Below are 18,284 nucleotides of genomic sequence, written 5' to 3'. Positions count from 1 at the left end.
AATAAGTGACGAGCTTGCGCTCGACGCTACGAAGTTGACCTGCGAGGTCTTCCCCGACTCGAACACGTTAGCGACAACCGGCGCGCAAAAAGGGCCGCATCGGGAACTCCCGATGCGGCCCTCGACTTGTCAGCTCGCGCCTACCTGCAACGCCCTCGCGCTTACGCCTTCTCCACGCGCACGGCGCACACTTTGTACTCCGGCGTCGAGCAGATGCGGTCGAGCGCAGCGTTCGTCAGCCAGTTGGCGTTGCCGTCCTGGAAATGGAACGGCATCCACGTCTGGCCGGGGTTCGTCTTGCCCGACACGTGCGCCGTCGACTCGATGGAGCCGCGGCGGCTGCTCACGCGCACGCGGTCGCCGTCGGCCACACCCAGCGCGGCGGCATCTTCGCAGTTCATCTCGATGAACGAGCTGCCGGAAATCTCGTTGAGGCCCGGCGTCTTGTCCGTCATGGCGCACGCGTTGTACTGCGCCAGCACGCGGCCCGTCGTCAGCATCAGCGGGTAGTCCGCATCGGGCAGCTCGGCAGCCGGGATGTACTCGGCCAGCGAGAACGCGCCCTTGCCGCGGGTGAACTGGCCCACGTGCATGATGGGCGTGCCGGGATGGTCCGGCCCCTTGCACGGCCACTGCAGGCCCGCGCCCGCAACCTCGGCCGAGTCCAAACGCTCGTGCGAGATGCCGTGGAAGCTCGGCGTCAGCTCGGCAATCTCGTCCATGATCTGGGCGCTGGTCAGCTGCGGCTGCGCATACCCCATGCGGTTCATCAGGTCGATGAAGATGTCGGTGTCCAAGCGCGTCTCGCCGGGGATGGTCACCGCAGCGCGGATGCGCTGCACGCGGCGCTCGGTGTTCGAGAACGTGCCTTCCTTCTCCGCGTAGCTGCGGCCGGGCAGCACCACGTCGGCGTACTTCGCCGTTTCCGTGAGGAACAGGTCGTCCACCACCAGGAAGTCCAGCGACTTCAGCGCGCGGATGACGTGCGCCGTATCCGGATCGGTGCGCACCGGGTCCTCGCCGAAGATGAACAGCCCCTTGATGTCGCCCGAAATCATCTTCGGGAAGCAATCCGTGGCGTACGTGCCCTTCCACTTCGGGATCTCCACGCCCCAATGCTGCTCGAATCGCGCCACGACCTCGGGGTTCGCCTGCTTCTGGTAGCCGGGGAAATCGCCGGGGGTCGCACCCATGTCGCACGCGCCCTGCACGTTGTTCTGACCGCGCAGCGGGTTGACGCCGCAGCCGGGCTTGCCGAAGTTGCCGGTGATCATGGCCAGGTTCGACAGCGACATGACGCCCTCGGTGCCGCCCGTGTGCTCGGTGACGCCCAGGCAGTACACGATGGCCGCAGCCCCGGCCTGCCCATACGTGTGCGCGGCGGCCACCAGGTCGCGCGCGTCGATGCCGCAGGTTTCGGCCACGAACTCAGGCGTGTATTTCTCCACCATGGCCGCGAAATCGGCGAAACCCTCGGAGCGCTCGTCGATGAACGCCTGGTCGATCAGGCCGGCGTGAATGAGCTCGCGGGCCATGCCGTTGGCGAATGCCACGTTCGTGCCGGGGTTCAGCTTCAGGTGGATGTCGGCCTTGCGCGCCAGACCAATGTCGCGCGGGTCCACCACGATGAGCTTCGTGCCGCGCTCGACGGCCTTGCGCAACTGCATGCCGATGACAGGGTGCGCCTCTTCGGGGTTGCTACCCACCAGCATGATGACCTCGGCGTTTTCCGCGATGTCGGTGATGGGGTTCGTCATGGCGCCAGAACCGAGCGTCTGCGCCAAGCCGGCAACCGACGGGCCGTGGCACACGCGCGCGCAGTTGTCCACGTTGTTCGTCTTGAAGGCGGTACGGGCCATCTTCTGCAGCATGTAGATGTCCTCGTTGGCCGAACGCGCGCACGCGAACGCCGCAAGCGCCTGGCCGCCGAACTGGTCGCGCAGCGCGCCCATGCGGCTTGCCACCAGGTCAAGCGCCTCGTCCCACGTGGCCTGCTCAAGCTCGCCCGTTTCCGAGTTGCGCACGAGCGGGTGCGTCAGGCGCTCGGGGGAATGCACGAAGTCGAAGCTGCCGCTGCGACCCTTCACGCACAGCAGGCCGTGGTTCGACGGACCGTCGGCAGCCTCGGTGTCCACGATCTTGCCGTCCTTCACCACCAGGTAATACTGGCAGCCGGTGGCGCAGTGCGGACACGTGGTCAGCACCTTCTCCACTTCCCACTCGCGATAGCCCGCGCGGCGCTTCTCCACCAGGGCGCCCGTCGGGCACGCCTGGGCGCAGTTGCCGCAGCTTTCGCAGATGGTGCGATCCCAGCTCGGGCCGAACGGCGCGCGGATGGTGGTGCGCACGCCGCGCTTGGCCGTTTGCAGCACGTGGTTGCCCGCCGCGTTGTTGCACGCGCCCACGCAGCGCTGGCACGCGATGCACAGGTTGGGGTCGAAGCGCAAGAACGGGTTGGAGTCCAGCACCGGCTTGCGACGCTGCTCGACGGGGAACGTGGTCTCCGTCACGCCCACCTCGCGCGCCACGGCCTGCAGCTCGCACGCGCCGTTTTTCCCGCAGCTAAAGCAGAAGTTGGTGGAGTCGAGCCCGTGGTTGGAAAGCAGCAGGTCAACAGCCATGCGGCGATGCTTCTGCACGCGCTCGCTGTCCGTTTGCACCTGCATGCCGTCCACAACGGGCGTGGTGCACGCGGGCATGGGGGCCGCCTGGCCCTCCACGTCAACCACGCACACACGGCAGCTGCCGATGGCGCTGCGCTCCGCCAAATAGCACAACGTGGGGATATGGATGCCGGCCTCACGAGCAACTTCCAGGATGGTCTGGCCTTCGCGCGCCTCAAGCGAACGACCATCAATGGTGATGTTAAGCATACTGAATGCGCCCCCCTTCGCAGGCACCGGCACCGAAATGGTCGCAGCGCAGGCAGCGCCCGCACTCCTGCATGGCCTCTTCCGTGCTCATGGGCACTTCAACGCCTTCGAAATCGTGCTTGCGCTCGCGCGCCGGGCGCTCGAGCACCTCGACGCGACCGTATGCCGCGCGGTCGTTCGGCGCGGGAGCGGGCGCGGAAACGCCGCAGTCGAGCGTGTGGTTGAACCCGAGCATGTCGTCGATGTTGCGTGCGGCAACCTTGCCGGCCGCAATGGCCTTGATGACCGTGGCCGGGCCCGTCTGGCAGTCGCCGCCCACGAACACGTTGGCCCCGGTGGCGACGTCGGCGCCGCGTTCGGCCAGCTTGTCGGCGTCCATCTGCGCATGCAGCTGCGCGTCAGCCTTGAACTCGCCCCATTCGGCAGCCATGCCGAACTCCTCGAACGGCGCGGACACGATGTTCTGGCCCACGGCAATCAGCACGATGTCGGCCGAAATGCGCATCTGCGGCTTGTCGGCCGCGATGGGCGCGGGACGGCCGCGCTTCACGGGGCCGATCATCTGCGGATTCGTCAGCAGCGCGGTGCAGCGGCCCTGTTCGTCGGTCTCGATAGCAGCCGGCGCCTGCAGCGTGATCATCTCCACGCCCTCAGCGATGGCCGACTCGATTTCGGCCGGCAGCGCCGTCATGTCCGCGATGCGGCGACGGTACACCACCGACACCTCTTCGGCGCCGGCGCGCACGGCCGTGCGGCAGCAGTCCATGGCCACGTTGCCGCCGCCGATGACGGCCACCTTCTTGCCCGTGAAATCGGGGTAGTCACCGTCGCCGATGCGTCCCAGCAGGTCAACAGCGGAAAACACGCCTTCGGCATCCGTGCCGTCGATGCGCAGGCCCTTGCCCGTCTGCGCGCCGATGGCCACGTACACGGCATCGTATTCCGCGGACAGCTGCGCCATGCGCGCGGCGTCAACGGGGCTTTCGGTATGCACGGTGATGCCGCCCACGGCCAAGATGCCGCGGATGTCCTCGTCTAGGCGCTCGCGCGGAAAGCGGTACGCCGGGATGCCGTAGCGCATCATGCCGCCAAGCTGCTTGCGGCTTTCGAACACGTCGACATCGTGACCCATGAGCGCGGCGAAGTATGCGCAGGTCATGCCGGAGGGGCCGCCGCCCACAACCGCCACGCGGCGGCCGGTGGAGGGCTGGCGCTCAGGCACGGGCACCTGGTCGGCGCGCGCATGTTCGCACGCGTACTCCTTGATGCCGCGGATGTTCAGCGGCGCATCGATAAGCGTGCGACGGCAGCGCTTCTCGCAGGGGTGCTCGCACACCAGGCCGCATGCGGTGGGGAACGGGTTGTCCTTGCGAATCATCTGCACGGCGCCGGCGTTGTCGCCCGCCGCCACCAGCGCGATATACGCGGGCACGTTCACGTGCGCCGGGCAGAACGTCTCGCACGGCACCGACTGGCCCACGCTGCGCTGGCACGCATGCTTGCTGACATGGCTTTCCACTTCGGCGGCGAAGGTGTCAAGACCTTCCAGCAGCGCGCCGGCAGCCTCGTAGCCGATGGCGCAGTCGGACGTATCGCGCACCATCTCGGCCAGCGAGCGCATGCGCTCGACCTCGGCGGCGTCGGCCTGGCAATCCACCAGATGGCGCAGCATGGCGGCCAGCTGCGGCAGGCCGTCGCGGCACGGCACGCACTTGCCGCACGTTTGCAGCGCGCCCTCTTCCAGCAGCGTCAGCTGCTGCGCCAGCGGGCACATGCCCGGCGGCATGGCGTCGACGCGGCGTTTCTGCCGGTCCAGGAACCCGCCGATGCGGGCATCGTCCGCCGAGGCGGGCGCAATGGACAATCTCGTCATAGTTTCCCCCCGTTTCGCCTGCTCACGCAGGCCGTAGTGCTTAAGCGAGGCAGCGCGAACGCCGCCTCGCCTGTTCATCGTGGAGTTTTTGATACCTGTGCAGTAGCTTATTGCACCGCTTGCCGTTCTGCGTTTCAGCTTTGTTAACCGCCCGCACAAACCACAAGGGCTTCACGCGGAAAGCGGGCGACCGCGTGCAAGCTCGCGAAGCCGGTCGTCGGAGTCGGCCTTCGCAAACTGCATCAACCAAGCCAGCTTGCAACCTTCGCAGGCCAGCGCCGCAGCCACGGCATCCGCCCGCCCGGCAGCCGCAAGCCCGTCTCGTCAAACAGGCCCGCCGCCTGGGCGCGCACCCGTCGCACGCCGCCTTCCGGCAACGCAGCGCGGCACAACCCGCTACAGCGCCGCTTTGATGGCGCACGACAGGTCCTCAAACGTTTCGTACGCCGGAATTTCCGGATGCTCGATCTTGATGGCCGTGGTGCTGCGGAACAAGAAGCCCGCCTTCGACGCCTTGATCATCCCTAAGTCGTTGTAGCTATCGCCCGAAGCGATGGTGTCGAACCCGCACGAATGCAGCGCGCGCACCGTGGTCAGCTTCGTCTGGTCGCAACGCATCTTATAGCCGGTGATGGTGCCGTCGTCGGCAACTTCCAACGTGTTGCAGAAGATGGTGGGCCAGCCGAGCTTCTCCATGATGGGCTGGGCGAACTGCTCGAACGTGTCGCTGATGATGATCACCTGCGTGGTGGCGCGCAGATCGTCCAGGAACTCCTTCGCGCCGGGCACCGGGTCGATACCGGCAATAACTTCCTGGATCTGCGGCAGGCCCAGGCCGTTGCGACGCAGCACGTCAAGGCGGAACTGCATAAGCTTGTCGTAATCAGGCTCGTCGCGCGTGGTGCGCATCAAATCGGGCACGCCGGCCGCTTCCGCAAACGCAACCCAAATCTCGGGCGCTAGCACACCTTCCAGGTCCAGGCACACAACGTTCATTCCCATACCGCGCATCCTTTCACGCAACCATACGCTTTCGCGAATCTCTCATGCGCACAAGCATACGGCCGCGCAACCGCAGCGCGCCCCGCACATCGGCCAAGGCCACCAGCGACCGGGAAACGGTAGCGAATGAGTGACAATTGCGGGTAAATAACAAGGGGTGATGCAAGCCAATGTTCGCATCACCCCTTGTTCACTCAGCTAGCACTATTTGTATTTGCTCTTATAAGCAGAGCATTCCTTGTGACCTCTGTAGCTACTGCAGCAATAGCGAAAGGTACTCTCGTTCACAAGCCTTCCCGTAATACTGCATTTAGGCTTAAACTTATCCGTCGCATATCGACTGTCGTCTTTACAAAATGGACACTCAACCATCTCGTGTCTCCCTTCTTCCTAAAATGTAAGTATTATTCTTTTTTGCTTCTGCCGCATTTGCCGCTCAGTCGTTAACAACGCTCAGTAATTCAGTTTCATACTAGCCCTGGCAAAACGATGCCCAAATTTGCCTTCATGGCGCCGTTGGCACTAGCAATAATTGCTTTCTTCCGGTGGAACATCGTCAAGTATTTCGCGAACAAGTTTATTCACATGCTCGTCATAGACCCCTCTTTTGATTTCATCGTTGTCCAAATATTTGTTCCAATTGCCAAACACAGTTTGCTTCAAGCTTTCAGCCTCATCCTTTCTACCATCCTCGCGTAGCTCAGCAATTCTATTTCGCACCGCAAGTACATAGAGAAAGAAATCGTAATCGTCTAAATCCGCGAAAGAAAGAAACAGCGCAGAAGAATCGGGGCGCAAGAAAGCATCGAAAAGATGAATTGATCGGTCATAGTAACCAGCCTCACAGCACATGCCAGCAAGCGCTCTTTTATACAGAGAGTGCATGAGATAGAAGTCGTTCCTCGACGAATCAAGATGCTCAATGGCCTTCTCCATCATCGGGACAGCCTCTTTTGCATTGATTTGGGAATGTGCTTGCGCTTTGAAGTACCAGCACCCGTAATCTCCTCGAGATACAAGATCGTCCGCTATGGATTCCGCCTCTTGCCATCTTTGCTGCGCAAGCAATTCGTTCAATTCAGACCTGAGCTCTTGGTTTGTTTTTTGTGGCTTTTCTTTTTTCCTGAACAGGGAAAAGGCCATGACATCCTCCTAACACTATAGCTGTAACAACGCAAACTGTTAGTTCCCGACGAATCTCCTCCCCTTGCAATTCGCAGAGAGAAGCGAACGCCACGCCGAACAGAAAACTCCAGCAACCTTTGCAACCGAGCGGAATAGAGAATCTAGCCAACCGCCATCAACCCTCACACGAAGCATCTAGCACCGCCCATTCAAGCCATTTCAAAGACTCCCACATTCGCTTGCTTTATTTTCGATTACCTGTTCTTCTTATTATCTTATCAATTTATACAGGTAGAGAACAGTGGAATAGACACCTTTTTTACGATAGATAACCAAATTATTTTGGAGTAGCGACCAGAACGGAAATGTAAAACTTAGTGGCACAATCAAAAAAGACCCGGGTAAGAGTAATAGCCTATTCGTCAGAATACATTACATTATTGCATCTATAACCGCATATCGAACATGCTGCTGAGCAGGCGAGGAGAAGAGACGGCACAACGCCCTCAACTCGTTGAGGCTAATCGTTCCCGGGCGCTTTTCAATCTGCATGTAAACCTCAACCGGCTGGCGAATAGCGACCGCGCATTGGCTGACCGTCAAGCCCGATTCTTCTCGTGCTTGTTCAAGCCAGCTTTTCATTCGCGTCCTTTCTATTAGTAGCTTTACAAAGTTTAACGGGTATTACCGGCCTGTCAAATTGCTAGCGAAAGCGGTTTGATAGCATGCTGTTTATGAATAGGAAACCTCGACAAAACAACGGACCCATTGCCGCGAACATCAGCGCTATTCGAACCGACCTCGGGCTGTCGCAAGAGCAGTTCGCCGAAGCTATCGGCACAAGCCAAACCACCATTTCTGCCTGGGAAAACGGGCAAGATCCCCGCAGGTCGAATATCGAACAGCTCCTTGAACGCTTCCCGCAATATTCGCTTGAAGACATCTACGGCGTGGAAACCGGGTTCGCCAAGACGTTAGGGCGCCCGGCGCCCAGGCGCGTTCCCTGCGCCCCGCTTTTCGGCAGTATCGCGGGCGGGTCCCCTATCGAAATGCTCCCGGTAACCGAGTACGTCGAGATCCCCGCAAGCTTGCTGGCCCGCTATCCGCACGCCTTCTACCTGCGCATTAGCGGCGAATCCATGAACCGGGTCATTCCCAACGGAAGCTTCGCGCTTATCGACCCATCCCAGCAGGAGCTGATCGACGGACAGCTCTACGCGCTTCGCGTTAACGGCAGCGACGCCACCATCAAGCGAGTTCGCGTCACTCTCACAACGGTGACGCTTGTACCGGAATCGTTCAGCCCAAGCTTTGAGCCCGCAGAATTCGAACGCGTTGCCGCCCACGAATCAATCGAGTCGATCGGCCGGGTTGTCTGGTTCTGCGCTCCGCTTCCGCGTCAGCAATAAACAAGCCGCGGCTCCGCGGCACGGCAAAATTCCGTGCACAAGGCCCCTCGACACCACTCGCCCGCAAAACATTCGGCCTTACGGCGTTGTCACAAAGGCTAGATTGGCGTACCCAGCCCACTCACTCCCACATTTTTCCTGGGAACTATGCGTGAGACTCCCACATTTTTCGAGGGAACTTGCGACATTGGCCAAATTTCTTTCGATGAATCGAACATTTTGGCTTTCTAACTCTGTTTCTTTCGATTCATCGAAAGTTTTGCGGCTATAATGCCCTTATATTCGATTCATCGAAAGTTTTGAAGGGGGCCCGCGGATGTCATCTTCTCTCGTTCCAAGGCCGTTTTACGACTCCACTATCGATTCCCTTCTCGGCACACCGGAAATCAAGGTGCTCGTTGGGGTTCGAAGGTGCGGCAAATCGTCGCTGCTTGAGCTGCTGTCCAAGCGCCTTGAGCGCAAGGGGGTCAAGGCCGGCAACATCGTTCACCTGAAGCTCGATAGCTACGATGTTCCCCTCAACCCCGACGAAGCCTGGCTGTACGAAACGCTGACCGCCAGCTTGGCCAGCGCCGACGCTTCGCAAACTGCATACGTACTTCTTGACGAGGTTCAAGAGGTCGAACACTGGGAAAACGTGGTGCGCCGCGTCAACACCCGCCCCGATACGCAGGTGTTCATCACGGGCTCGAACGCCAAAGTTTTGTCTGGCGAGCTAGCCACCTTGCTTTCGGGACGCTATGTCGAAATCCCCGTCTTCCCGCTCAGCTATTCGGAGTACTCAGCATTCGCCCAAGCGCATCGCTGGCCCGTGACCAGCGAAGACGAGATTTTTCAGCGATACTTGACCTACGGCGGCATGCCGGCCCTGTTCGAGCGCCCTTTCGACGATCGCGACTCTATCCAGAAAGCGCTTTCTGCAATCTTCGATTCGATCATCCTGAAGGACATCGTGGCGCGCGAAGGGGTGCAGGACGTGGACCTGCTGTCCAAGCTCATTCGCTACGTGTTCTCAACCTCGGGTAACCTCTTTTCGACCAAACGCGTCGTCGATGCGCTAACCTCTTCGGGCCGGCGCGCTTCGCAGGAGACAATCGACAACTACTTGGCCGCGCTTAAAACCGCAAAGATTTTGGAGGAATGCGAGCAGGTCGGAATCGCAGGCAAATCGGTACTGCGCCCGAAGCGCAAGTTTTACGCCGTCGACAACGGGCTTAGGAATCTATCTATCGGGTTCAACAAAACGCGCGACGTCGGCTTCCAACTTGAAGCGGTCGTCTTCAACGAGCTCGTACGCAGAGGTTGGCAGGTTCATGTCGGCTGCATGCCTGGTAAAGAAGTCGATTTTGTCGCCTCGCGAAATGATCAAAAGGTATATTTACAGGTTTCCCAGTCCGTCTTAGACGAGGGAACCTATCAACGCGAAATCGCTCCCCTAGAGGCCATATCAGACGCATTCCCCAAAGTGCTGCTTGTCGCCGACCGCTGGAGGCTAGGAACCACCGAAAGCGGGATAGAAATCAAATCGGTACTCGATTGGTTAAAAGGCTAACGCCGCATCGTTGACCGGGCAACATGGGAAAGCCAAGCCGAGAAATTTGTGATTTGATACTTGCGCAGTATCCTATGGCATAAGGCGAAGGTTCAGGTTTCCGTCCTGTTAGCCCTCCCAACAAACACATACCGCAAAGCAAAAAGGCCGCCGCCGAAGCGCAAGCCGAAAACGACGAACGCTCCAAGCGACGGCCCTCGAAAAACACTTTGGCCACTTTTGGCCACTTTGGGGACGTAGCGCTATCTGTCCGAACGCGACCCAGATCTCCGGTGCCAGCACGCCTTCCAGGTCCAGACATACGATATTCATTCCCATGAGAATCCCTTTCACGCCGTCGTTGCTTTCGCAAGCCTCTTATGCGCATAACCATAGGCTAACTCGCCGATGCGCCCGACCACGTTCCGGCCAATGCCGCGAGCGAACGAGGAAACGGCAAGAAGGCAGCATGCTTAGACGGCAGATGAGGAGATGGAGGCCGATTCTCGCCTCACGCGACCAGGCGAATAACGAAGGCTCTCCTTTCAAGGCAAGCGCAACCGCGACAGCAATACCGACCGACACGGAAAGAAACGCGGGCGATCCCTCTGAAAGGAAGGGGCCGCAACGCAGGTTGCGGCCCCGCCAACGGACGAATCCCGCCTAAGGGGAATGGTCGATCGGCTAGCCCATGATCTGGGCAAGGTCGGCCTCGGGAGTGGATATGGGGCGAATGCCGTAGTTGTCCACCAGCACCTGCAGCACGCCGGGGCTCACGAACGCCGGAAGCGTGGGGCCCAAGTAGATGCCCTTGATGCCCAGGTGCAGCAGCGTGAGCAGGATGCACACCGCCTTCTGCTCGTACCACGAGAGCACCATGGAAAGCGGCAGGTCGTTCACGCCGCAGCCGAAGGCATCCGCAAGCGCGAGCGCGATCTTGATCGCGCCGTAGGCGTCGTTGCACTGGCCGACGTCCAGCAGGCGCGGAATGCCGGCGATGCTGCCCAGGTCCAGATCGTTGAAGCGATACTTGCCGCAGGCAAGGGTCAAGATGACGGAGTCGGAGGGGGCGAGCTTGGCGAAGTCGGTGTAGTAGCTGCGCTCCTTACGCATGCCGTCGCAGCCCGCAAGCAGGATGAAACGCTTGATGTCGCCGGACTTGACCGCATCGATGACGGCGGAGGCGACGCTCATCACGGTGTCGTAGCCGAATCCGGTGGTGACGCTGGTGCCGCCGTTGATGCCGGCAAAGGCTCGATCAGCGGCCCAGCCGCCCAGCTCCAGCGCCTTATCGATAAGCGCCGAGAAGTCCTTGGCGCCGTCTTCGCCCGCCTCGACGACATGCGCGCCCGGGAAGCTCACGGGGCCGGTGGTGAACACGCGGTCGGCATACGACTCGTCCGGCTTCAACAAGCAATTGGTAGTCCACAAGATCGGCGCGGGAAGGTCCTTGAACTCCTTGCGCTGGTTGTGCCATGCGGTGCCGTAGTTGCCTTTCAGGTGCGGATACTTGCGCAGCGCGGGATAGGCGTTTGCAGGCAGCATCTCGCCGTGGGTGTACACGTTCACGCCGCGGCCTTCGGTCTGCTCCAAAAGCTGCTTGAGGTCGTGCAGGTCATGGCCGGTGACCACGATGAATGGGCCCGCCTCGACCTTGAGCTCAACCGTCGCCGGCTCGGGTTTGCCGTAGGCGGAGATGTTCGCGTCCTCCAAAGCGGCCATGGCGGCCAAGTTGACCTCGCCGCATTTGAGAACCAAAGGCAGCAGCTCGTCCATGCCCAGGTCGGAGCCGACAGCCCGCATGCCCTCATACAGGAACGCCGTCACAGCAGGGTCCGACTTCCCCAGCATCTGCGCATGATAGGCATACGCCGCCACGCCGCGCATGCCGAAGAGCAGCAAGCTCTTCAGGCTGCGGATATCCTCCTGCGCGCCCCACAGCAAGCCCATGTCGTACAGGTCGAATTCGCCCAGGGCGACAGCCTTAGCGCGAACGCGGCGCTCAAGGGCGGCGATGGCCTCGGGGTCGAAGCTGACGTTGCTCACGCAGGCGAACATACCCTCCAGCATAAGCCCGTCGGACTCGGAATCCCCCTTTCCGCCGTTCTCCGATCGGGCCAGGGCGACCAATGCCCCGGTCAGCTCGTCTTGCAATCGAGCCACATCGGCGGTCTTGCCGCATACGCCGGCGGCTCCGGTGCAGGCGGTGCATCCCGCCGTCTGCTCGCATTGGAAGCAGAACATGTTCCCGTCAGTCATTTCGCGCTCCTCGATCATAGGGTGCCTTTTCGATGTGACTGCACTATACTGTGGTGTCTCATACATTTCTGTTGTAGAACCTACAGGTGAAGCCAATGTTTGATATCCCCACATCTTCTTCAATGCTTTTCGCCGGCATAACCCAGGCCGAAGCGAACCTGATGCTGCTTTGCCTTGGGGCGACAAGAAAGGCTTTCAGCCGGGAGGAGCGGATCATGCGCGCCGGCCAGCCCACCGAATACCTCGGCGTCGTCCTGTCCGGGCGCGTGCGGATCGAGGTCTCGGACGCCTGGGGCGAGACGACGATCCTGGATATGCTAGAGCCCGGATCGCTTTTCGCCCACGGATACGCCTGCAGCATGGAACCCCTTGACATCGACGTGCTGGCCGATTCGACCTGCGAGGTGATGCTGCTCAAAGCAGAACGGATCATCCACCCTTGCCCCAAGCAGTGCGGCTGCCACGCGCACATCTCCTCGAACCTCATGCGCGCCTTGGCGCTAAGCAACCTTGACATGAACCGCCGCGCCATCGCCATGACCCCCAAAACCATACGGGGCAAGATCCTCGCCTTCCTCTCGCAACAGCAGAAAAAGGCCGGCACCCGCGCCTTCGCCATCCCCTACAGCCAAACCAAGCTGGCAAGCTACCTCAGCGTCGACCGCAGTGCGCTGTCGAACGAGCTGTCGAAGCTGCGCAGGGAAGGCGTCTCGACTACGAAGGCCGCACGTACCGGCTCCTGTAGCGCGCGCAGGCGATTCTCTGCCACGTTGCTGCCAATGCCGCAAGCGAACGGGGAAACGGCACTCGATAGGGTAATCGCGTCGCTGACAGATAACGCTACGTCCCCAAAGCGTCAGGGTTATGGCGAAGCGCCGGCAACCCGCGGCGTTGCGCTATTATCTGCTCATCCGCTCGATATGGAAGGGGACTAATGGCGCGGTTGTTCATTGTCGAGGACGATGCCTCCTTGCGGGAAAATCTTGTGCGCATGCTCAAACTAAAGGGGCACGAATGCCTTTGCTGCGGCTCGTTCGCGAACGCCGCGGCCGAGGCTTTGGCCGCATGCCCTGATTGCATCCTGCTCGATCTTTCGCTCCCCGGCGCGTACGGCCACGAGGTTTGCCGCTCCATCCGCCAGGAAAGCAACGTCCCCATCATCGTCCTGACCTCCTCCGATAGCGAGTTCGACGAGGTCATGAGCATGAACGTCGGCGCGGACGACTACGTGGTCAAGCCCTATCGCCCCGCCGCGCTGCTCGCCCGCATCGACCGCGCGCTTACGCGCAGCGGATCTGCCGACCCGGCGCGCGGGCTGCTTGAGCACGACGGCGTCTCGCTCGACCCCGTGCGGGCCGAGGTCTCGTATCGCGGCGAAAGCGTGGAGCTGTCGCGCAACGAGCTGCTGATCTTGCGCATCCTCATGGAGAACGCAGGCTCCATCATCTCGCGCAGCGAGCTGATGGACGAGCTGTGGCAAACCGATGCGTTCGTCGACGACAACACGCTCACGGTGAACGTGAACCGCCTGCGCCGCAGCTTGCAATCCGCTGGCGTGCCCGAGGATTTCATCACCACCCGCCGCGGCCTGGGCTACGTGGTCCGATGAACACATCGATTCGAGGAAACGGCGCGGCCACGCAAGCGCCCAACTCACTCGCCTGCCCGGAGCCGAGCTCGCCGGAAGCCGCGCCCGGCTCGCCAGCCGACTCGCCGCACGGTCCCGCGCCTGCTTCTCCCGCACCCGCGCCGCCCGCCGCCGACGGCCAGGTCGACCGCCCGGAGCGCGCATATTCCTTCGGCGCATACCTCCGCTCGCACGCCGGGTTCGCGCTCGGAGCGGTCGCCCTGATAGCCATCGTTGCTGGTATCATGGCCGTCACCGCCTCGAACGCTTCGGCGATCGCGCTCGTTTCCCTCTGCGAAGCCCTGTTCGCCTGCGTTGCGCTTTCCGCGGGGTTTTTGCGCGATCGCGAATTCTACCAGCAGCTTGACCTGTTCTGCGACTCGCCCGAAAACGCGCGCTACCTCTCGTCGATCCTGGACGAGCCGCGCACCCTGGAAGGCTCCATCGCCTACCGCGCGCTCGCCGTGCAGGGCAAAGCCGCCTCCGACGAGCTGGCCGCACGATCGCGCGACATGAAGGAGTACCGCGACTACATCGAGCTGTGGGTTCACGAAACCAAAACGCCCATCGCGTCGGCGCAGCTAGCGTTGGCAAGCCTTCACGGGCCCGAGATCGGCAAGGTCCGCGGCGACCTTGATCGCATCGAATCACGCGTTGAGCAGGCGCTTTACTACGCACGCTCGGCAACCTTAAGCGAGGACTTCTCCATCGAGGAGATCAACCTTGCAGCCCTCGCGCGCAAAGCGTGCCGACAACGGTCCCGCACGCTCATCGGCGCAGGGGTCTCGCTCGAGTTCGTCATCGACGAGGCGCTCGAAGTGCTCTCCGACGCGAAATGGACCGACTTCATCATCGGCCAGGTCCTGGAGAACTCGGCGAAGTACGGCGCGAAGACCATCCGCTTCGAGGGCACGGTGAGGAACGCGGGCACGAAAGACGGCTGCGTCGAGCTAGCGATTTGCGACGACGGCGACGGCATCCCCGCCGCCGATGTGCCGCGCGTGTTCGACCGAGGCTTCACAGGAAGCCAGGGCCGCACGCATCACAAGGCAACGGGCATGGGGCTGCACCTAGCCGCCGTGGCCTGCGAGAGGATGGGCCTTGGCCTGCGCATTTCCTCGGAAGAGGGAACGGGCACCACCGTCGCGCTGACCTTCCCCCTCGACCGCACGCGCATGGATTTGGCTGGGGTTTAGCAGCCGCTCGGTGCGGGCCATGGCGAACCCGGACGCCCTCAGCGTGACGCAAGGCGCCCGGGAAGCGCAGGCCATGGCGTCCCCGCGCTTCCCGCCGGCTTCGCAGCCCACAGGCGCCGACGGCGGCTAACCTTACAGAATCGTAAGTTTGCGGTAAGGCCCTTCGATGGCTCCGTTTTCGCGAGCGCCGCATCATGGGGGTATACCGAATCGAAAAGAAAGGAATCCCCATGACCATGGTTACCGCAACCCCTCCGGCGGGTATCTCGAACGCAGGCGCGCCCGACGACCGCAACGTCCTGCTCTCCGTGCGCGACGTTCGGAAGGTCTACGGCTCGCGCGAAGCCGTCACGCGCGCGCTCGACGACGTGTCGTTCGATATTGCGCAAGGCGAGTTCGTCGGCGTGATGGGCCCGTCGGGCTCGGGCAAGAGCACGCTTTTGAACTGCATTTCCACCATCGACACCGTGACCAGCGGCAACATTATCCTGAACGGGCTTGACATCACGCAGCTGCGCAGCCGCCAGCTGTCGAAGTTCCGCCGCGATGACCTGGGCTTCATCTTCCAGGACGCGAACCTGCTGGACACGCTAACCGGCTTCGAGAACATCGCCCTGGCCCTTACCATCAAGGGCGAGAAGGCCGACGCCGTCCGCACGAAGGTCGATAGCACCGCGAACATGCTCGGCGTGACGGACGTCCTACGGAAATACCCACGCCAGATGTCAGGCGGCCAGCGCCAACGCGTTGCCGCGGCGCGCGCCATCGTCGCCGACCCGAAGCTGGTCCTTGCCGACGAGCCCACCGGCGCGCTCGATTCGCGCAACGCCGCCGTCCTCCTTGAAACGCTCGAGGTGCTGAACGCAAAGCTGCACGCCACCATCATGATGGTCACGCACGACGCGGTTGCGGCATCATATGCCGACCGCATCCTGTTCATCAAGGACGGCAAGCTGTTCAACGAGCTGCGCCGCGGCGATGATGCCCGAACCGATTTCTACCGGCGCATCCTTGAAGTCCAGGCATTCCTTTCCGGCAAGCAGGGCGACTCCCCCGCTGTGGGCTTCGCGCCCTCGCACACCGCCGATCCGCGCAACTAGGCGGTGGCCATCATGTTGATGAAACTTGCCTTGCGCAACGTGCGCCGCAGCATGCGCGATTACGCCGTGTATTTCGTCACGCTTACTTTGGGTGTGGCGGTGTTCTACGCCTTCAACGCCATCGAGGACTCGCGCGTGCTCTTCGAGGCGCAGGAAGGCGCCGCAAATGTGTTCCTGGCATCCGGCGCGAGCATTTTCGACATCCTCGCGCAGATCATGACCTATTTCAGCGTCGTCGTCGCCGTGGTTTTGGGCTTTTTGGTCCTGTACGCCAACCGATTCGTGGTCCGGGCGCGCAAGAAGGAATTCGGCACGTATCTGCTGCTAGGCATGAGCCCGCGTCAGGTTTCCTCGGTGGTGTTGATGGAAACGCTGACCGTCGGCGTGATCGCGCTGCTGGTGGGTCTTGGGCTGGGCTTCTTGATTTCCCAGGCGATCGCCTTCGCCACGGCAGGCCTCATCGGCGTGGCCATCAGCGACTATCATCTGCTGTTCAGCGCCCGTTCCGCGCAGCTGACCTTGGGCTGCTTCGCGCTCATCTTCGTCATAGTCGCCTTGTTCAACGCCGTGCAGATTTCGCGCTGCAAGCTTTCCACGCTGCTTTCAGCCAACTCCCGCAACGAGCGCATGCCCGTGCGCAACCCCATTGTCTGCCTCATCGTGTTCGTGCTGTCGTGCCTGATTCTGGCGAAGGCGTACTCCGAGCTCAACCTCGACGGTCTCGTTTACTTCGGCGAGCACTTCCGCACCGCAACCGCGCTGATGCTCGTCGGCACGTTGGGTCTGTTCTGGTCGGCATCCGGCTTCTTCATCCTGCTGATCCAACGCCTGCGCGGCGTGTACTTCAAGAGGCTGGCCATGTTCACCATGCGTCAAATCGCTGCGAAGGTGAACACCGCGTTCGTGTCGTTATGGACGGTCAGCATCCTTCTGTTCTTCAGCATCGTCGTGTTCTCAACGGGCTTCAGCCTGGCGACGGTCTTCGCCGATCAGCTAGAGGAGAACACCCAGTTCGACGCATCCATCCGCGCAAGCTTGATGTCGCTCGACACCTCCGATATGGAAGCGGTACCAGCCGAGCAGTACGGTGGGGAAGAGGAGAAGGCAGCCGCGATCGAGGAAGCCGAAGCCCAGCGCAACGAGATTCACAGGCTATGGCAAGAGAACGACGGCTCCACCGCTGCGTACTTCAAGTCGCTCATCCCCGATTGGGAAGAACGCGTGACCGGCTCGGCTCAGGTGGACACCTGGCTCGCGAACGATCTGACGAACAAGCAGCTCGTTGAAAACTGTGGCTTCACGCTTGACCAGATCGGTTCCAGCGAGGACTCCAGCATGGCCGACGAGGGCGTGCAGTATGTATCGTTGTCGCAGTTCAACGCCGCGCGCCAGCTTGCGGGAGAAAAGCCGATCGAGCTTGCCGCAAACGAGTACCTAGTCGACAATACGGTCGATAAATCGGCCGACTATGCGAAGGTTCTTGGCAAAAAGGGACGCACGATCACCGTCGATGGTCACGCCCTGACCGCTTCCGGGCAGGTTGTTTCCCAATCTCTCCAGGTAAGCAGTATGAGTTGCCTGATCGCCGTTTTGGTGGTCCCCGATGAATTAGCGGCCGATAGGTTTGCCGCGGGCGATCTGCCGTATTTAAGCGAGCTGAACGTCAACCTGGCAAGCGATTCGCAAGAGCAGGCCATGAAAGATTTGATGGCCGAATACGGGAAGGCGGCACCGCCAAGCGAATACCTTGCCGAAATAGGCTGGACATACGATTCCAGCGCATGGCCGGTGTCCTATTACGACACGAGTGAAAGCATTATCGCCGACAGCATGGGGATTAAGCTGCTCTTGGTCTACCTGGCTCTTTACATCGGCTTCGTCTTCCTCATGACTACAGCAGCGGTTCTTTCCGTCCAGCAGCTATCCGAGGTGGCAGACAGCATCCCTCGCTACCGCCTGCTGGCCCAGCTGGGATGCGACAGGGCCATGGTGCTGCGAAGCCTGCGCACGCAGATCGGCATCTACTTCGTGGCTCCGCTTCTAGTTGCGGGTTGCCACGCCGCATGCACGATCAGCGTTCTGTACAAGAACCTGCTATCGCTTTGGGGCTCTTCGGCGGTTGCCGGCACGCTTGCCGTCGGTATCTCGCTGGTAGTTGCGGTGTATGCGATCTACCTAGCCTCAACGTATCTGGTCGCGCGTTCGGCAGTCGTTTCCGGCGCAGGCAAGAAGCTGCTTGCGTAAGCTGAATACCAAAATGAGAAGGGGCGGTTGCCTGCGAACGATTCG

General features: G+C 61.3%; 13 protein-coding genes. 7 read left to right on the top strand and 6 right to left on the bottom strand.

Annotation, left to right across the window (positions count from 1 at the left end):
- Positions 1–161: 161 nt before the first annotated feature.
- The 5 genes from fdhF to ET524_RS10200 form a co-directional block, all read right to left on the bottom strand.
- Positions 162–2,873: a formate dehydrogenase subunit alpha gene (gene fdhF / locus ET524_RS10220; RefSeq protein ID WP_129425558.1), complete on the bottom strand. Its 2,712-nt coding sequence runs from the start codon at positions 2,871–2,873 to the stop codon at positions 162–164.
- A complete protein-coding gene (locus ET524_RS10215; protein ID WP_129425556.1) occupies positions 2,866–4,746 on the bottom strand; it encodes an NAD(P)-binding protein in 1,881 nt (626 codons plus the stop codon). The genes fdhF and ET524_RS10215 overlap by 8 nt, the downstream gene beginning before the upstream one ends.
- Positions 4,747–5,142: 396 nt before the next feature.
- Complete coding sequence (thrH, locus tag ET524_RS10210; protein WP_201738782.1) at positions 5,143–5,748, bottom strand: bifunctional phosphoserine phosphatase/homoserine phosphotransferase ThrH; 606 nt, start codon at positions 5,746–5,748, stop codon at positions 5,143–5,145.
- Between the two features lie 522 nt (positions 5,749–6,270).
- Positions 6,271–6,891: a hypothetical protein gene (locus ET524_RS10205; protein ID WP_129425554.1), complete on the bottom strand. Its 621-nt coding sequence runs from the start codon at positions 6,889–6,891 to the stop codon at positions 6,271–6,273.
- Positions 6,892–7,305: 414 nt separating this feature from the next.
- Entirely contained in the window at positions 7,306–7,515 is a 210-nt protein-coding gene (locus ET524_RS10200) for a hypothetical protein (RefSeq protein WP_129425552.1), read from the bottom strand.
- Positions 7,516–7,607: 92 nt separating this feature from the next.
- On the opposite strand from ET524_RS10200, the gene ET524_RS10195 reads away from it, so the two are divergent.
- Both ET524_RS10195 and ET524_RS10190 read left to right on the top strand, forming a co-directional pair.
- On the top strand, positions 7,608–8,282 hold the full coding sequence (locus tag ET524_RS10195; protein ID WP_161566695.1) for a LexA family protein: 675 nt from the start codon (positions 7,608–7,610) through the stop codon (positions 8,280–8,282).
- Between the two features lie 316 nt (positions 8,283–8,598).
- Positions 8,599–9,834 (top strand): ATP-binding protein, encoded by a 1,236-nt coding sequence (locus ET524_RS10190; protein ID WP_129425548.1) that lies wholly within the window; start codon positions 8,599–8,601, stop codon positions 9,832–9,834.
- A gap of 663 nt (positions 9,835–10,497) precedes the next feature.
- Here the strand turns inward: ET524_RS10190 and hcp are convergent.
- Positions 10,498–12,072 carry a hydroxylamine reductase gene (gene hcp / locus ET524_RS10180; protein ID WP_201738781.1) on the bottom strand — a complete coding sequence of 525 codons (1,575 nt, stop codon included), beginning with the start codon at positions 12,070–12,072 and terminating at the stop codon, positions 10,498–10,500.
- A 95-nt stretch (positions 12,073–12,167) separates the two neighbouring features.
- On the opposite strand from hcp, the gene ET524_RS10175 reads away from it, so the two are divergent.
- The 5 genes from ET524_RS10175 (at position 12,168) to ET524_RS10155 (ending at position 18,239) form a co-directional block, all read left to right on the top strand.
- On the top strand, positions 12,168–13,007 hold the full coding sequence (locus ET524_RS10175) for a Crp/Fnr family transcriptional regulator (protein WP_129425546.1): 840 nt from the start codon (positions 12,168–12,170) through the stop codon (positions 13,005–13,007).
- Positions 13,007–13,681, top strand: coding sequence for a response regulator transcription factor (locus tag ET524_RS10170; RefSeq protein ID WP_129425544.1), 675 nt, complete (start codon positions 13,007–13,009; stop codon positions 13,679–13,681). The genes ET524_RS10175 and ET524_RS10170 overlap by 1 nt, the downstream gene beginning before the upstream one ends.
- The gene (locus tag ET524_RS10165; RefSeq protein WP_129425542.1) at positions 13,678–14,895 is read left to right on the top strand and encodes a sensor histidine kinase; all 1,218 of its coding nucleotides are present in this window, start codon (positions 13,678–13,680) and stop codon (positions 14,893–14,895) included. Before ET524_RS10170 ends, ET524_RS10165 begins: the two co-directional genes overlap by 4 nt.
- 230 nt (positions 14,896–15,125) lie before the next feature.
- Positions 15,126–15,995, top strand: coding sequence for an ABC transporter ATP-binding protein (locus ET524_RS10160; RefSeq protein ID WP_129425540.1), 870 nt, complete (start codon positions 15,126–15,128; stop codon positions 15,993–15,995).
- Positions 15,996–16,007: 12 nt separating this feature from the next.
- Complete coding sequence (locus ET524_RS10155; protein ID WP_129425538.1) at positions 16,008–18,239, top strand: FtsX-like permease family protein; 2,232 nt, start codon at positions 16,008–16,010, stop codon at positions 18,237–18,239.
- Positions 18,240–18,284 lie beyond the last annotated feature (45 nt).

This window comes from Senegalimassilia faecalis (genome assembly GCF_004135645.1).
GTDB classification, from domain to species: domain Bacteria; phylum Actinomycetota; class Coriobacteriia; order Coriobacteriales; family Eggerthellaceae; genus Senegalimassilia; species Senegalimassilia faecalis.
This window is presented reverse-complemented; position numbering and strand designations above follow the sequence as displayed.

Bases quoted from the DNA above. Each gene is read 5' to 3' on its own strand.
- fdhF (WP_129425558.1), bottom strand. From the start codon at position 2,873: ATGCTTAACATCACCATTGATGGTCGTTCGCTTGAGGCGCGCGAAGGC.
- ET524_RS10195 (WP_161566695.1), top strand. From the start codon at position 7,608: ATGAATAGGAAACCTCGACAAAACAACGGACCCATTGCCGCGAACATC.
- ET524_RS10155 (WP_129425538.1), top strand. From the start codon at position 16,008: ATGTTGATGAAACTTGCCTTGCGCAACGTGCGCCGCAGCATGCGCGAT.
- ET524_RS10175 (WP_129425546.1), top strand. From the start codon at position 12,168: ATGTTTGATATCCCCACATCTTCTTCAATGCTTTTCGCCGGCATAACC.
- ET524_RS10160 (WP_129425540.1), top strand. From the start codon at position 15,126: ATGACCATGGTTACCGCAACCCCTCCGGCGGGTATCTCGAACGCAGGC.
- ET524_RS10205 (WP_129425554.1), bottom strand. From the start codon at position 6,891: ATGGCCTTTTCCCTGTTCAGGAAAAAAGAAAAGCCACAAAAAACAAAC.
- ET524_RS10215 (WP_129425556.1), bottom strand. From the start codon at position 4,746: ATGACGAGATTGTCCATTGCGCCCGCCTCGGCGGACGATGCCCGCATC.
- ET524_RS10190 (WP_129425548.1), top strand. From the start codon at position 8,599: ATGTCATCTTCTCTCGTTCCAAGGCCGTTTTACGACTCCACTATCGAT.
- ET524_RS10200 (WP_129425552.1), bottom strand. From the start codon at position 7,515: ATGAAAAGCTGGCTTGAACAAGCACGAGAAGAATCGGGCTTGACGGTC.
- ET524_RS10170 (WP_129425544.1), top strand. From the start codon at position 13,007: ATGGCGCGGTTGTTCATTGTCGAGGACGATGCCTCCTTGCGGGAAAAT.
- hcp (WP_201738781.1), bottom strand. From the start codon at position 12,072: ATGACTGACGGGAACATGTTCTGCTTCCAATGCGAGCAGACGGCGGGA.
- thrH (WP_201738782.1), bottom strand. From the start codon at position 5,748: ATGGGAATGAACGTTGTGTGCCTGGACCTGGAAGGTGTGCTAGCGCCC.
- ET524_RS10165 (WP_129425542.1), top strand. From the start codon at position 13,678: ATGAACACATCGATTCGAGGAAACGGCGCGGCCACGCAAGCGCCCAAC.